Source organism: Microbacterium sp. Y355, assembly GCF_059445345.1.
In genome coordinates this window covers 759727-774426 of the sequence record NZ_JCAIUD010000001.1, presented here as the reverse complement: position 1 = coordinate 774426, position 14700 = coordinate 759727, and the positions used below count along the sequence as shown (strand labels likewise).

Sequence of the window (14700 nt, the reverse complement as noted above, 5' to 3'; positions counted from 1 at the left end):
GGGGTGCAATAGGCTGAAGCCATGAGCAGCCGGATCGCCGTTGTCCCGGGTTCGTTTGACCCACCCACCCTTGGTCATCTCGACGTGATTCGTCGAGCTGCAAAGCTTTACGATGAACTGCACGTGCTGGTGGTGCACAACCCCGGCAAGGAGGCGATGCTCCCCATCGCTCAGCGACTGTCGCTGCTGGAGCAGTCGATCGCAGAGGACGGCATGGGCGGGGCCAACATCATCGTCGACTCGTGGAGCATGGGTCTGCTGGTTGACTACGCCCGCGATGTTGACGCTGGTGTGCTGATCAAGGGCATCCGTTCCCAGATCGACGTGGCATACGAGTCTCCGATGGCGATCGTGAACCGACACCTCGCCGATATCGAGACGGTCTTCCTGCTGCCTGATCCTTCGCATGCGATGGTGTCGAGTTCGCTTGTGCGCCAGGTAGCCGGCCTCGGTGGCGACGTCACACCATTCGTCCCGCGCGCGGTCGCGGCCTTCCTCGACACGGGTGCACGCGGGCTCTGAGGCCCTGGTTGTCACCCGGCGTGTCGAAGCGCCGGGGGATCAACGCCCTTCATTCAGCATCCGCCGGTAACATGAAGTGGTGAAGACCCGACTCAGCGGCCCATTCGTGGTGCCCGTACGTGACATCGTCCGACGCCCGGGAGAGATGCGTGAGCATCAGTTCTCTGTTGCTTTGAAAGAGCAGTGGGGTGAGGGCATCGTTTCCTTCGAAGCCGGTGCTGAGATCGACATCGAAGTGCGACTGGAGTCAGTCCACGAGGGCATTCTCGTCTCCGGAACAGCGGATGCAGAGTACAAAGGCGTGTGCGGAAGATGCCTGATTGACATCGCTGAGCCTGTCGAAGTCGAGTTCCAGGAGCTTTTCGCGTATCCTGGACAGGAAGAAACTGACTTTGAGGTTCAAGACGACCACGTGGATCTTGAAACTCTAGTTAGGGAAGCGTCTGTATTGTCGCTTCCGTTTCAGCCGGTGTGTCAGCCGGATTGCCCCGGGCTCGACCCGGCAACGGGCGTGAAGCTGGCCGTAAGCACCGGAGCGGAGATAGACGCTCCCATCGATCCGCGATGGAGTGCGCTCCAACAGATCACAGACCAGGGGAGTGCGGCAGAGAGCCGTGCGCCCGAGAATACAGAAGAGAGTTAGCCATGGCTGGTAACCCCCCGAAGCGCAAGGTTTCCCGTTCCAACACCCGCTCGCGTCGCGCGCAGTGGAAGGCGGCGCCCATCGCGCTCGTCAAGACCGTTGAGAACGGCAAGACCGTCTACAGCCGCCCGCACCAGGCGAAGGTCGTCACTGACTCGCAGGGCACCGAGCTGTTCATGGAGTACAAGGGCCGCAAGGTCGCCGACGTCTGAACCACGGTCTCACGATCGTGACAGAGGTCCCCGGCGGGACTGAATCTCTCGCAAAGAAGCTCAGGGTCGATATCGACCCTGAGCTGCTTGCGTTGGCGTTGACCCACCGGTCATACGCATACGAGCACGGCGGCAGCCCGCACAATGAGCGCCTGGAGTTTCTCGGCGACTCAGTGCTGGGGCAGGCCGTGACCGTCATGTTGTTCACGACCCACCCCGATCTCGATGAGGGGCAGCTCGCCAAAAGGCGCGCAAGTGTGGTCTCGACCGTCGCCCTCGCGGAGGTGGCCCGAGGCATCGGCCTTGGGGCATACCTGTTGCTAGGGCGCGGCGAAGAGCAGACCGGCGGTCGTGACAAAGACTCGATCCTCGCCGACACTATGGAGGCCGTTTTCGGTGCCACGTATCTGTCGGCGGGTCCCGAGGCTGCCACCGAACTTGTGCTCCGCCTCACCGAACCGCTACTCGACGATCCTGAGCGGTACGGTGCGGCCATGGATCCCAAAACCAGCCTGCAGGAGCTGGCAGCTCGTCTTGGTTCCACACCTCCGCAGTACTCGGTGTCATCCAGCGGCCCAGATCACGACCGTCGCTTCAGTGCGACGGTGATGGTCGGCGATGTGAGCATGACCGGTGCCGGCACCAGCAAGAAGACCGCTGAGATGGCCGCGGCGCTCAGCGCATGGCGCTCGCTCGGCGAGAGTGCCTGAGCTTCCCGAGGTCGAGGTCGTGCGCGCAGGCCTCGCACCTGCTGTCATCGGCGCGACGATCACGAGCGTCGCGGTCTTCGACGAACGGGCGCTCACGCGGCATCCAGCGGGTGCGGCAGATTTTGTCGCACGCCTTGAGGGTTCTTCTGTCGTTGCCGCTATGCGGCGAGGCAAGTTCCTTTGGCTTCCGTTGGAGGGCGATGCCGAAGCCATGACCGCACATTTGGGCATGAGCGGGCAGATGCTGCTTCGCGCGCCGAACGCTCCCGCTGAACGGCACGAGCGCATTCGGCTCGCCGTCGAGCATCCGCAGCACGGCGAGCTCGCCATCGTGTTCTCTGATCAGCGCACGTTCGGCTCGCTCGCCGTTGACACACTCATCGCCGATGGCACTGACCGCGTTCCCACGCAGGTACAGCACATCGCGCGTGATCCGTTGGATGCGGCGTTCGATGATGCCGCGTTCATCGCCGGAGTACGTCGCCGATCGAGCGCGATCAAACGCATTGTTCTCGATCAGACCGTGGTCAGCGGAATCGGCAATATCTACGCCGACGAGTCGCTGTGGGCAGCGCGCATCCACCCGGAGACCCCTGGCCGTGCGCTTTCCGCGCAAGCCGTTCGCCGGCTGCTGGCCGAGGGGCGGCTGGTGCTGGAGAAGGCTCTCGCCGAGGGCGGCACCAGTTTCGATGCGCAGTACGTCAACGTGAATGGACAGGCGGGGTACTTCGCGCACTCGCTGAATGTCTATGGGCGCGAGGGAGTGCCGTGTGCTCGCTGCGGCAGCTCAATCACACGCGCGGCGTTCATGAATCGCTCGTCGCATTTTTGTCCGCGGTGCCAGCGACAACGCTGACTGCCAGATATAGAGGGAACTGCCGTGGATTTGCGATGGTTGAGTGCGCCCGAGCACGAAATCGCCGAGGCGATGGCACGAGTGCGTCGCACGGGACGGCCGAGCTGGGTGCCGACGAAGCGACAGACGCTCGTGCACGTGAACAACTGCCTGATGCTCTGGTACTTGTGCATCGTGTTGATGACACTCGGCATTCGTATTGATACGCTCCAGCAGAATCGCATCGACGCTGTCGATGTCCGAGACATGGTGATCGCCACCGCGATCTTCGTCGCCTGGCTTTTTGGGACTTTCTGGCTGCATCGCTGGGCCGCGTTGCCGCCCTCGCGGCGATCCCGTATGGGCGAGTGGCGGCAGGCGCTTACCGCTCTCGCGAATGGGTTCGAGGCCGAACCAACACAGAGAACAGCATTCGTGTCGATGATCACCGCGGGTTCGGGCCAGCTCTCCTTCTATCCTCGATTTACCGCGCCCGGCGTGGAGTTCGGCAATGTGACAAACCGAACCCATCGCTCGGAATCATGGCAGTATCTCGCAGTGCAGCTGCCGGTGTTGCTCCCGCATCTTCTCTTTGCGACAACGGCAACGGGTGGATTTTTCGATGAGCTTCCGGTCGCGCTCAAGCGAGACCAACGGCTGTCACTTGAAGGCGACTTCGACCGATGGTTTCACCTCTACACCCCGGCAACCTACGAGCGGGACGCACTCTTCGTGGTCACACCGGACGTGATGGCCACGCTGATCGACCGCGCACATCGGTTCAACATCGAACTCGTCGATGACCATCTCGTCTTCTTCACACCTTCACCCGCCGACTTCACTGCTGCCGAATCCTGGCGAACCGTGGAATCCCTGTTGCAAGCGGCCGTACCGGTCATGTCGAACGCGCGCCGTTACCGAGACGAAAGGGTCCCTGAACAGCGGACCTCAGCGGCGATTGCCTCGATCCGCGCATCGATCAAGACACCGGGAGCCGCATGGATCGAACCCGTGCCTCGGATCGATCCGACGGGACGTCGACTCGACATGCGTGATCGCCGCACCGGAGTCTGGTCGGTGCTCGGCGCCGTCGGCTGGTTCGCGACTCTGACATTTCTCTATGTGGTGCCGGGCCTCTTCGCGTTCGCCGGTTTCATGTCCATCGTCGACGGTCGCTAGCAAAACTGTTTCGTCAGGTGGTCTGAAACGCTCTGCCGAGCAACGGCGAGGTCACCCGTACACCCAGCCACACGAGCCCGATTCCTGCCGCAACGACAGCAGCGATCGTCAACAGTGACAGCGGCGACACGATGAGCGAGATTCCGATCAGGGGAAACATCATCACCGCGGCGCATACCGCGGACCCGATCGATGTCATCAGCAGGGGTGACATTGTGGACTGCCGACGGGCGACGTCGACCGTGCGCACCGGCATCCCGAGATAGTGCAGGCTCCGATGCAAGTCGCGTTGATCGAGGATGCCGGATGCCTGATTCACGCCGACGGAGACGGCCACCATCAGGAACGATGCGGCCAGCGTGATGATTACTCCGGTGCGGATGTCTACAGCGAGCATCAGATTCGCGTCAGCCTCTGCGCCGCTCATGGTGTCCATCATGGACACTCCAGTGCCAGCGAACACCGCCACGAAGCTCGTCATCGCAACACCGCTGACCTGCCGCCATGCTGCTTTCGGAGACTCCAACACATGCCGGGCCGACAGCAGCTGCTCCGGTCGCTGAGCCCGACGAAGGCGTCCGCGTGCTTGCAGCTTCAGCACCCACGGGCCGACAAGATTGAGCACGGCAAGTACCGCGCCGAAGAGCCCAGCCACAACGAGGATCGTGATCGTCAACCCCGCCATGCCGGGGAACACCTGAATCACCGCGATGGCCGTGGCGATCACTCCGACAGCGAGGACCGCACGAATCCAATGAACCTGCGGCACGTCCGTGCGCATCCGCACACCGAGAGGTGAGATGACGACCCGCCGCAGCCCGACGGCCGCGCTGATTGCGGCGAGCAGCACGACTCCGATGATGACGGCGAGGATGTGAAGGGCCGGCAGCATCACAGCTTGGATCCCGAGCGCCTCGCCACGGAAGGGAATCAGCGCCACCAATGGGGTCAACGCGAGGTATCCGAGCACACCGACGACAGCTCCGGCGAGAGCCAAGAACGTAGATTCGATCACCGTCGCTGCGACGACACCAGCGGGGGAGACGCCGAGGAGTCGAAGCGTCGACAACCTCTCATCCCTGCGGCGCGCAGATAGCCGAGCGGCGGCGCCGCCGAGCGTGAACAGCGGAACGATCAACAGGACGACGGCTATGGCAGCGAGCGCCTGGTAAAGACCGGCGTCGGAATCCGTCCAAGACCAGAATGCCTGTGCGCCGCCGATGACGGTGAGCACGAGCGCGGTGACCACGCCGAAGGCGATGACGGGCAGGGCCACGACAGCGCGTTCCCCGGACGAAGGGCGTAGCAGTAGTGCGAGAACGCGGGCGTTCATGCGGCGACCCCCGTCTCGACGAAACGACCGTCACGCACGTGCACGATCCGTGAGCACCGCGCCGCGACGTCGGCATCATGCGTGACAACCAGCAGAGTCTTACCCTGACCAGTTGTCGACCACAGCAAAGCGTCCATCACCTCGGCCGAGGTCTGCGAATCCAGCGCGCCGGTCGGCTCATCCGCGAAGACCAGCTCTGCGCCGGTCACCTGAGCGCGGGCGATCGCGACACGTTGCGCCTGGCCACCGGAGAGCTCCCCGATGCGACTGTCTTCCTTGCCCGCGAGTCCGAGAGCCTGCAACCACGACGCCGCTTGAGCCGTGGCATCTGCCTTCTTCACACCATTGATCATGAGCGCCAGCCCCACGTTCTCGACGGCGGTCAGCTCCGGCATCAGAAGCCCCTGTTGGAAAACGAAACCGAACTGCTCACGACGCAGGCGCGAGCGTACCGACTCCGAACCACCCGTCACATCGATCGCCACACCCGAGGCCGGGGTGAAGGTCACTGCGCCGGCATCCGGCGTCACGATTCCCGCGAGAATGTGCAGCAGAGTCGTCTTGCCAGAACCGGAGGCTCCCATGATGGCGAGAGACTCGCCGCGCCTCACGATGAGATCGACCCCGGCGAGCGCATGGGTCGTTCCGAAGGTCTTGTGCAGGGCCTGGGCATGGATGACTGTGTCGTTCATGCTTTCAGCCTCGCTGGATCCGTGGCGCGAATCATCCCTCTCTGGGTGCAGATTCGCGCCACGGCGTCATCCCGAAGGATGATCGTTCAGCCGAGCTTCTTCTGCCAACCCGCCGCATACGACGCCGGCACGAAACCGATCGCCTCGTTGATGTCGAGCATCGGCCGGTTCTCTTCGGCGTTGAACGTTGAGACCTTCGATGATGCGGGAGCGATGTCCCGCCACCGCAGTAGGTTCGCGCACTTCACAATCGTGCCGAGGCGCTTACCTCGATGTTCTTTCACGACGAGGGTACCGAACTGGTGGGTGACGCCGGAGTGATCCGCGCCGATGACCAGCTCGTTGAAAGCGACCAGCCGTCCGGAAGGGACGTGCTCGACGGCCGCGACCGACATCACCTGCCCGCCGTCGGCGAGGTTCTGGTCGTGGCGGATAACTCGTTCTGCATCCCAAATCTCCTCGTCCATGTCGAGGTCACCGCTGGGTGCATCTGTCGCCATCCGTGAGATCACATCGGCGTACCCATCCCGAAGATGTGCCGGGGTGGGTAGCGTCCAGCTGACGACGCGATAGTCATCGCCCGCGAATGCCGATGCTTCGGTCAGCATCCGCTTGACGCGCTCGAGCGATCCGCTCAGCGGAAGGATGCTGTTGCGCTCCACCTGCTCCATCGTGAACCCGTTCTCCAGCAGCAACTCGCTGAGAGCGGTGGCGGGAACGGTGCCCCACCCGGTCGCTGGTGTCAGCATTCGCTCGGAGTGGGCAGCGGGATGCAGCGCCCAGACCTGCATCGTCTGTCTGCCCAGAGCGACAGCCTCCTGCTCGAGCCGTTGAAGGAGGGCCATCTCGACCCCGGCTCCCCAATGCGGCGGGATCACGATGACGTTCGCCTCGGCCGAGGTCGTCCCCTCCTGGTTCGCGGTGACGAGAAAGGCGGCTCCCACGATCTCGCCGCCTCGTCGCGCGGTGAATCCGGTGTACGTGCGATCGGTTCGGTCGAGCCAACGTGGCAGCGTCTCTTCTGCCGTCTCGTCGAGGTCGTCGATACCGGCATCGAGCCGGCACTGCATGTTGCCCATGTCGATCAGGGTCTGGAACTCGACGGCATCCGGAGCATCCACGCTCGCGGGGATCACCATCTCGGTGATCGTGAGTGCTTTCATGTCAGTTCCTTCTTCCATGCGCCTTCATAGGCGATGGCCTCGAAGCCGAGTGCTTCATTGATGGAGAGCATCGGCCGGTTCTCTTCGGCGTTGTAGGTGATCACCCGGTCGGATGACGGATGCTGCTCGCGCCACGACAAGAGACCTGCAGCTTTGACCAGCATCCCGAGCCGATGACCGCGGTGGGATGCGAGTACCAGAGTGTCTTCCTGATGCGACACCGACGCAGGATCCGGTCCGATCGCCAGCTCGTTGTATGCGCAGAGCTCTCCGGTCTCGATGTGCTGTGCCGCGGTCACCAGTACGGTGTTGCCGCGCTGCTGATGGCGTTCGTCATGGCGCGCGATCCGATCGGAATCCCACTTCTCCGCAGGCATGTCTAGATCGGCATCAGGCACATCCGTGGACATGTGCTCCTTCATCCAGGCATACCCGGGGACGTGTTCGGCGGGTGTCGGCAGCATCCACTGCACGACGCGATATTCCGAGGCATGGCTCTCCGCTTCGACGAGCAGATCTCGCACGTTCTGCTCGAGCGAGCGAGTCCAGACGAACGTGCTCACCCGCTCCACCTGTTCCAGCGTGAACCCGTGACGCACCAGGAAGCGTGCGCCGTGGTCGTTCGGGATCTCTCCGGAACCGGTCGGTGAGGCCAGCGTGGTTTCCGAAGGCGTGGCGGGATGCTCGACCCAGACCAGCAGGCGTTGGACGTCTGCCTCGCGTGCGGCAGCCTCGATGTGGGGGAGTGCTGCAGAGCCGATGCCGGCTCCCCAGTGCGCACGGACCAGGCTGAGGATGGTGAAACCGGTGCGCCCACCGTCATCAGCCAGGATGTTCAACGTGCCCACGCCGACCATCTGATCGTTCACGGACACGTACCACTGGCGTCTGATGAACTCTGGGCTGTCGCGCAGGAGCGGCAACAGCGATTCCGCCGTCAGATCCTCATCGTCACGACCGGTGAGGTCGCTGATCGAGGTGTTTCGTACGGCTGCATACTCGCGAACGAGAGCGGACGGCGCCGCATCCGCCTGCGCAGGAAGCACAAGCGAATGCAGCGTCGCGTTATCGGTGAGTTCGATGTTCATCTCAGGGCTCCAGGTCAGCGCAGCTGGTGATGCAGGTTGTAGGCGAGCAGCGCCAACGATTCGCGTTCGGTAACGTGTTTGGTCTCGAACATCCGCATCACCTCTTCGCTGGTCATAGTCCGCGCAGGCGACCGGCGCGGACGCTGGGCCCGCGTCAACAGCCATACGCCGACTCGAAGTGAAACGCGGTCTGCGAGTGGGAGCGCGGTCCGGTCGGCGGGGACGGTGATCTCGAGAACCTCCTGGTCTTCGGTACATGGTGGGTGGGCGGTGCTGCGAAGCAGCGTGTTCGTATGCACGAGAGTGCTCGTTTCTTTTCGATCTTTTGTGAAGGGGGCGTTGCGCTGAATCCGGGGACACCGGATGCGCGGGCGAGAGGTCTCACAGAATGGAGACGTTGCCCAGAGATGTGCAGGGGGTCGGAGTCAGAACATCGACCGATGCGGACAGCAGGAAGAACCGGAAGAGATGGCCCGCGAGGGGCCAGAAATCTCAGGTGGTTCTATGACCGAGTGCTGTGACGGATGCCGAAGTACGAGGACGCCTGATCTACACGAGCCGCGGCAGTGCCTGCGGTGTGAGCAAAGTTATTTGAAATGATCATGAGCGTCCTCCTTTTCGTGAGCGATCCGATTTGTCAAGTTAGTGCCCCAACAGGTGTGACGTCAAGCATCCTGGTGTTTTCTCGGCGTGTCGCGTGCATGCTCATCCGGCCCTGCACCGCGCGGGATGCCGAGTACTGCGCGGAATTCCGGTAGCGTGGCGGCGTGATTCTCCCTGGACGAACGGTGCCCGCATGCATCTGAAAAGCCTGACGCTCAAGGGCTTCAAGTCGTTCGCGCAGCCCACGAGTTTCGTCTTCGAACCCGGCGTGACGTGCATCGTCGGGCCGAACGGCTCTGGGAAGTCGAACGTCGTCGATGCTCTCGCCTGGGTCATGGGCGAGCAGGGAGCGAAGACGCTTCGCGGCGGGAAGATGGAAGATGTCATCTTCGCCGGGACCTCGACCCGCGGCCCGCTCGGACGCGCGGAAGTGCAGCTGAGCATTGACAACAGCGACGGCGCGCTGCCGATCGAGTTCGCCGAGGTCACGATCAGCCGAACGCTGTTCCGAAACGGCTCAAGCGAGTACGCGATCAACGGGTCCAGCTGCCGGCTTCTTGATGTGCAGGAACTGCTGAGCGACTCCGGCCTCGGCCGTGAGATGCATGTCATCGTCGGCCAAGGTCGCCTCGATACGGTGCTGCAGGCTTCGCCGGAAGATCGCCGAGGATTCATCGAGGAAGCAGCCGGCATCCTCAAGCACCGTCGTCGCAAAGAGAAGACCCTTCGCAAGCTTGACGCGATGGAGACCAACCTCACGCGTCTCAGTGACCTCGCCGGTGAGATTCGTCGCCAGCTCAAGCCGCTGGGACGTCAGGCCGAGATCGCCCGTGAAGCGCAGACCATTGCGGCAGTGCTTCGCGACGCGAAAGCGCGCATCTTCGCCGACGATGTCGTTGCATTGCGCACAGCGCTTGCCGACCACACCCGTACCGAGCAGGAACGGCACACCGAGCGTCTCGTGCTCACCGACCAGGCCGACACCGTGCGCGCCGGAATCGCGATGCTCGAAGCCGACCAGAACTCGGCAGCAGTCGATGAGGCACGACGGGTCACATTCGGTCTCGAGCAGGTTCAAGAGCGGATGCGGTCGCTCTACACGCTCGCGAACCAGCGGCTCGCTCTACTCGGCTCGGAAGAAGACGACGCCGCAGTGACAACGGTGACCGTCACACAGGCGACGATCGATGAGGCCAAAGATGACATCACGGAGATCTCCGCAGGGCTCGGCGATGCGCAGGATGCGGCGGTTGCTGCCAGCCGAGAAGTGATGAACGCGCGTGCCGAACTCGACACCTTGGACGTGGACATCGCCGAGCAGAGTGCTCTGGTGTCAGAGCACGACATGCGGTTGACCGCGTTGCGGGGCACAGCCGAGGCCGCAGCTTCCGCTCTCGCCGCCGTGCGGGGCGCAGTGCTGCGGCAGGAGAACGCTCTTGAAGCGGCGAACGAGCGCCGCCGGGAAGCCACCGATGCGCTGGAGATGCTCGACGAGGCCGAAGCGCCGGAAGGCAGCGCAGCCGAGCATGCCGCGGACTATGAGACCGCGCAGCGAGAGGCCACGGCAGCGGAGACAGAGCGGGAGAGCCTGCGCGAGCGGCTGCACACTGCTGAACGTGAGGCGGAGTCTCTCACGGCGAAAGCCTCCGCGCTGAGCAGCGCGCTCTCGTTGTCGGGTGGCGCCGCTGAGGTTGTGAAGTCCGGTGCTCCAGGGGTACGCGGCCTCGTTGGTGATTCCGTGCAGGTGAAGGCGGGCTATGAGGCCGCGATCGCCGCAGTTCTGGGCCCTCTCGCCGAGGGCGTGCTGGTCGACGATGTGGACTCCGCGTTCGTTCTCGCCAGCGAGTCCACAGTGCAGAAGCGGGGAGTCGTCGATTTTGTAATGGCTGACGCTCTGCGCGACCTTAGCGAACTGCCAGAGCTCGTCGGCGTCACGCCGGCACCCTCCGTCGTCACTGCGCCGGACGGTGTGCTTGGTGTGCTGTCGCACGTGCTCATCGCTGACGATCTTGCCGCAGCGCGTACGGCTCGGATTGCGCTTGACGTGCTCGGCGATACTGCTGTCACAATCGTGACGACAGCCGGCGATGTTGTCACGGCGCAGACACTGCGCACCGGATCCGGTGGCGAACGTTCTCGCTTGGAGCTTGCCGCCGAACGCGATGCCGCCCAGGAGCGACTCGCTGAAGTGCGAGTGATTGTGGATGCGCTCCGCGAGGAGCGCGAGCAGGCCTCGGAGCGAGTTGAGCAGACCAGGCGCCGGGCCAAGGAAACGCTTCGTTCCCTGCGCGAGCACGACGCCGCGCTGGCGACGTATGCAGAACAGGCCAACCGGGTCACTGTTCGGCACGAGTCGGCGGTCGCCGAGTGTGAGCGGCTCGAGGTTGGACTCGGCCAAGCGCAGGCAGCCGTGGCGGATGCTGAAACCGCGTCGGCGGCAGCAAAGACCGAACTCGAAGGGGCTGCTGCCACTCCGCGACCGGTACTTGATGCGTCAGCACGTGACGGCCTGCTTGAAACGCTCGAAGCTGCGCGCGAGACAGAAGTACGTGCGCGTCTGGAAATCGAGACTCTGCGCGAGCGGGTGCGGGCAGGGCAGTCGCGAGTCGCGAGTCTGGAGCGCCAGCGTGAACACGAACGGGATGCTGCGACCGAAGCCGCGCGTCGCGCTGTGATCCGTCGCGCACAGCGCGAAGCGGCTGCCGGCGTTGCGGGGGAGCTGCCTCGCATTCTTGACTCGCTCGACCGGTCGGTCACAGAAGCTCGGGTCGCACTGGCTGAGGCTGAGAATGCTCGCTCGGCACAGAACGAGGAACTCACCGCGTTTCGCGTTCAGGAGACTTCGCTTCGTGAAAGGTTGGCAGGCCTCACCGAGAGCGTGCACGGACTCGAGTTGCAGATCCACGAGAAGAAGCTTCATCTGACGAGTCTGCTGGAGCGCGTCGCATCCGAGTTGGCGCTTGATGAAGATATTCTCGTTGCGGAATATGGCCCGGATCAGGCTGTGCCACGCGACCCGCTGGCAGTGGAAGAATCAGAGCCGGAGTCGGATGAAATCGACTCGACCGCGATCCCGTACGACCGGCGGATGCAGCAACGCCGACTGGCTGAGGCAGAACGCAAGCTCAACCAACTCGGGCGTGTGAACCCGTTGGCATTGGAAGAGTTTGCTGCCCTCGAGCAGCGGCATGCCTTCCTCACGGAGCAACTCGCCGACCTCACTCAGACCCGTCAGGATCTGCTCACAATCATCGGCGACCTCGATGAGCGGATGCAGACCATTTTCGCCTCGGCATTCGAAGACACCAGGCAGGCGTTCCTCGAAGTTTTCCCGCTGTTGTTCCCTGGTGGGGCCGGCAGCATTTCGCTGACCGATCCAGACAACATGCTCACCACGGGTATCGAGGTGTCTGTACGCCCAGTTGGCAAGAAGATCGAGCGGCTGTCGTTGCTGTCGGGCGGTGAGCGGTCGCTGGCGGCCGTCGCGCTGCTGGTAGCGATCTTCAAGGCGCGCCCCAGCCCGTTCTACATCCTGGACGAGGTCGAGGCCGCGCTTGACGACGCGAACCTCGGCCGTCTGCTGACGGTCTTCGAACAACTGCGCGAGAGCTCACAGTTGCTGGTGATCACGCACCAGAAGCGCACGATGGAGATCGCCGACGCACTCTATGGAGTCTCGATGCGGCAGGACGGCGTGTCAGCAGTGGTTGGTCAGCGTGTCGGCGATCGGGCCGCCGCGGCGAGCTGAGCCACCCGTGATCACCAGCGTCGGGAGGCCTGCGAGCATTCCTGCGCGGATGCCGTGTCCCCAAGGGACATTCGTGGTGGCCCAGTGTTGTGCGACGGACTGCTCGGCTTCCCAACGGTCGGGGGCGAACGCGCCCCCGAACATCAACGGACGCAAGATCCCCCAGAATCCGTGCAGGTTCCCGGCATTCGCCTGAGAGCGTGCTTCGGTGACGGCCGAGATATGCCGCTCGATCGCAGCGTCGCCTCGGGCGATGTCATACAGCGCAGGTTCGACCAGCACGAGGCCGCGCACGTCGAGTTTTCCTGATGCCGCAGCCAACACGGTTGGCACGGCCCCAATCGAGTGAGCGTAAATCACCAGCGGCTCATCGCCGTATCCATCGATGAGCTGCTCAGCCTGTGCACCGATCGATGACCCTGCGGCGAAACTCAGGAACTCGTCGTCGGTTCCATCGACTGTTGGCCACGCATCCCGGCCCTTTCTGCCTGCTCCGTGGATGAACAGTCGGCGGAAGACTGGGAGCCGGTGCATGCCCCGATGCTACCTGGCACCGTAGGCTGGAGACATGGCGGAGAAGTCCTGGTCCCTCGGTCGCGCATTGCGCGGCATGTTCGTCAAGCCCACGATCGATGAGACGACGTGGGAAGAGCTCGAGACCGCGCTGATCACGGCCGATTTCGGCCCTGACATCTCCGAGCGCATCGTCGAAGAACTCCGCGAGAAGGTTGCCCGATTCCGGACCACCGACCCGCAGGATCTGCAGCGGATGCTGCGAGAGACACTCGAGGAACACTTCGCAAAGTTCGATACGACGCTGAAGCTCACCGAGCGTCCGGCCGTCGTACTCGTTGTCGGAGTCAATGGCGTCGGCAAGACCACCACCATCGGCAAGTTCACGAAGTTCCTGCGCGGATTCCAGCGCAGCGTCGTCGTGGGCGCCGCTGATACCTTTCGTGCCGCGGCCGTCGACCAGCTCGCAACCTGGGCCCAGCGTGGGGGAGCGGCTATCGTACGCCCGCAACATGAGGGTCAGGACCCGGCATCCGTCGCTTATCAGACCGTCGAGTTCGCTCAGCGAGAGGGCATCGAGATAGCGATCATCGACACCGCCGGACGCCTGCACACCAAGGGCGGACTCATGGACGAGCTGGGCAAGATCCGGCGCGTGATCGAGAAGCAGGCACCGATCAGCGAGGTGCTGCTGGTTCTGGATGCAACGACAGGACAGAACGGCGTCATGCAGGCCGAGGCCTTCCTCGAGCATGCCGGCGTCACCGGTCTCGTGCTCACCAAGCTCGACGGTTCAGCGAAGGGCGGCTTCGTACTCGCGGTACAGGAGCGCACCGGCATCCCGGTTAAGCTCCTCGGCCAGGGTGAGGGGATCGATGATCTCACCGGATTCACACCGCACGTCTTCGTAGCATCCCTTGTCGGTCAGTGAAGGGACTGGTTTCATAGCGTTATGGCGATCGAACACGATTACTTCGGGCTCTTGTCCTCCGGGCCAGACGGGTCGATATTCTGGAGCGAGACCGTGGAACTCGGCGACCAGGCGGTGACCGTCGATCTCACCGCGCCTGATCAAGACGACGTCTCGCAGGATGCGCTCGACATCGCCGCATCCCTCATCTCCGGATTGGAAGATGTGGACGATACGGCCAGGCGCGGCATGCTCGCCGAGGTCGACGACCGCACCAGTGAAGTGACCGAGTACATTCTGCAACAGCAGCTGGCCTACGGCGACGAGCTTGAGAACGTGCTCGTCGATGTCAGCGGCGACGCCGCGGTCGACATCATCCGCTCGATGCGTCTGATGAGTATGACGATCCTCGCCGACGAACACGGCGGGTCTGAACCATTCGCAGTGCTCGAGTACGCGCTCGATGCGGATGAAGCCGACGACGTGTTGTTGGTGAACTTGGCGTCAGACGGCACCGTGCAGTCGGTGATGAGCGCGGACTGACGGCTT

The 14700-nt window shown here is 63.3% G+C and carries 15 protein-coding genes; 9 read left to right on the top strand and 6 right to left on the bottom strand.

Going from position 1 to position 14700, the window contains the following annotated elements:
- Positions 1-21: 21 nt before the first annotated feature.
- The 6 genes from coaD (at position 22) to AC1C2O_RS03835 (ending at position 4101) form a co-directional block, all read left to right on the top strand.
- Positions 22-522, top strand: a complete 501-nt coding sequence (coaD, locus tag AC1C2O_RS03860; protein WP_495429127.1) for a pantetheine-phosphate adenylyltransferase — start codon at positions 22-24, stop codon at positions 520-522.
- Between the two features lie 145 nt (positions 523-667).
- Entirely contained in the window at positions 668-1165 is a 498-nt protein-coding gene (locus AC1C2O_RS03855) for a YceD family protein (protein ID WP_495431667.1), read from the top strand.
- Between the two features lie 2 nt (positions 1166-1167).
- A complete protein-coding gene (rpmF, locus tag AC1C2O_RS03850; protein ID WP_033104540.1) occupies positions 1168-1377 on the top strand; it encodes a 50S ribosomal protein L32 in 210 nt (69 codons plus the stop codon).
- Between the two features lie 17 nt (positions 1378-1394).
- The gene (gene rnc, locus AC1C2O_RS03845; protein ID WP_495429126.1) at positions 1395-2087 is read left to right on the top strand and encodes a ribonuclease III; all 693 of its coding nucleotides are present in this window, start codon (positions 1395-1397) and stop codon (positions 2085-2087) included.
- The gene (mutM, locus tag AC1C2O_RS03840) at positions 2080-2943 is read left to right on the top strand and encodes a bifunctional DNA-formamidopyrimidine glycosylase/DNA-(apurinic or apyrimidinic site) lyase (protein WP_495429125.1); all 864 of its coding nucleotides are present in this window, start codon (positions 2080-2082) and stop codon (positions 2941-2943) included. The genes rnc and mutM overlap by 8 nt, the downstream gene beginning before the upstream one ends.
- A 24-nt stretch (positions 2944-2967) precedes the next feature.
- Positions 2968-4101: a hypothetical protein gene (locus tag AC1C2O_RS03835; protein ID WP_495429124.1), complete on the top strand. Its 1134-nt coding sequence runs from the start codon at positions 2968-2970 to the stop codon at positions 4099-4101.
- A 13-nt stretch (positions 4102-4114) separates the two neighbouring features.
- Here AC1C2O_RS03835 and AC1C2O_RS03830 read toward each other — a convergent pair whose 3' ends face one another.
- From AC1C2O_RS03830 to AC1C2O_RS03810, 5 genes are all read right to left on the bottom strand, one after another.
- Complete coding sequence (locus tag AC1C2O_RS03830) at positions 4115-5434, bottom strand: permease (protein WP_495429123.1); 1320 nt, start codon at positions 5432-5434, stop codon at positions 4115-4117.
- Positions 5431-6126, bottom strand: a complete 696-nt coding sequence (locus tag AC1C2O_RS03825) for an ABC transporter ATP-binding protein (RefSeq protein ID WP_495429122.1) — start codon at positions 6124-6126, stop codon at positions 5431-5433. Before AC1C2O_RS03825 ends, AC1C2O_RS03830 begins: the two co-directional genes overlap by 4 nt.
- 86 nt (positions 6127-6212) lie before the next feature.
- Positions 6213-7289 (bottom strand): GNAT family N-acetyltransferase, encoded by a 1077-nt coding sequence (locus AC1C2O_RS03820; protein ID WP_495429121.1) that lies wholly within the window; start codon positions 7287-7289, stop codon positions 6213-6215.
- Positions 7286-8377 carry a GNAT family N-acetyltransferase gene (locus tag AC1C2O_RS03815; RefSeq protein WP_495429120.1) on the bottom strand — a complete coding sequence of 364 codons (1092 nt, stop codon included), beginning with the start codon at positions 8375-8377 and terminating at the stop codon, positions 7286-7288. Before AC1C2O_RS03815 ends, AC1C2O_RS03820 begins: the two co-directional genes overlap by 4 nt.
- A 14-nt stretch (positions 8378-8391) precedes the next feature.
- Positions 8392-8676, bottom strand: a complete 285-nt coding sequence (locus AC1C2O_RS03810; protein ID WP_495429119.1) for a hypothetical protein — start codon at positions 8674-8676, stop codon at positions 8392-8394.
- A gap of 497 nt (positions 8677-9173) precedes the next feature.
- Here AC1C2O_RS03810 and smc point away from each other — a divergent pair, with 497 nt between their 5' ends.
- The gene (gene smc / locus AC1C2O_RS03805; protein WP_495429118.1) at positions 9174-12728 is read left to right on the top strand and encodes a chromosome segregation protein SMC; all 3555 of its coding nucleotides are present in this window, start codon (positions 9174-9176) and stop codon (positions 12726-12728) included.
- Here the strand turns inward: smc and AC1C2O_RS03800 are convergent.
- Complete coding sequence (locus AC1C2O_RS03800) at positions 12678-13262, bottom strand: hypothetical protein (protein WP_495429117.1); 585 nt, start codon at positions 13260-13262, stop codon at positions 12678-12680. The genes smc and AC1C2O_RS03800 overlap by 51 nt on opposite strands.
- Before the next feature lie 34 nt (positions 13263-13296).
- Between AC1C2O_RS03800 and ftsY the strand changes: the two genes are divergently transcribed.
- Together ftsY and AC1C2O_RS03790 are read left to right on the top strand one after the other, a co-directional pair.
- Positions 13297-14172, top strand: a complete 876-nt coding sequence (gene ftsY / locus AC1C2O_RS03795; protein WP_495429116.1) for a signal recognition particle-docking protein FtsY — start codon at positions 13297-13299, stop codon at positions 14170-14172.
- A gap of 21 nt (positions 14173-14193) precedes the next feature.
- On the top strand, positions 14194-14694 hold the full coding sequence (locus tag AC1C2O_RS03790) for a DUF2004 domain-containing protein (protein ID WP_495429115.1): 501 nt from the start codon (positions 14194-14196) through the stop codon (positions 14692-14694).
- Positions 14695-14700: the final 6 nt, after the last annotated feature.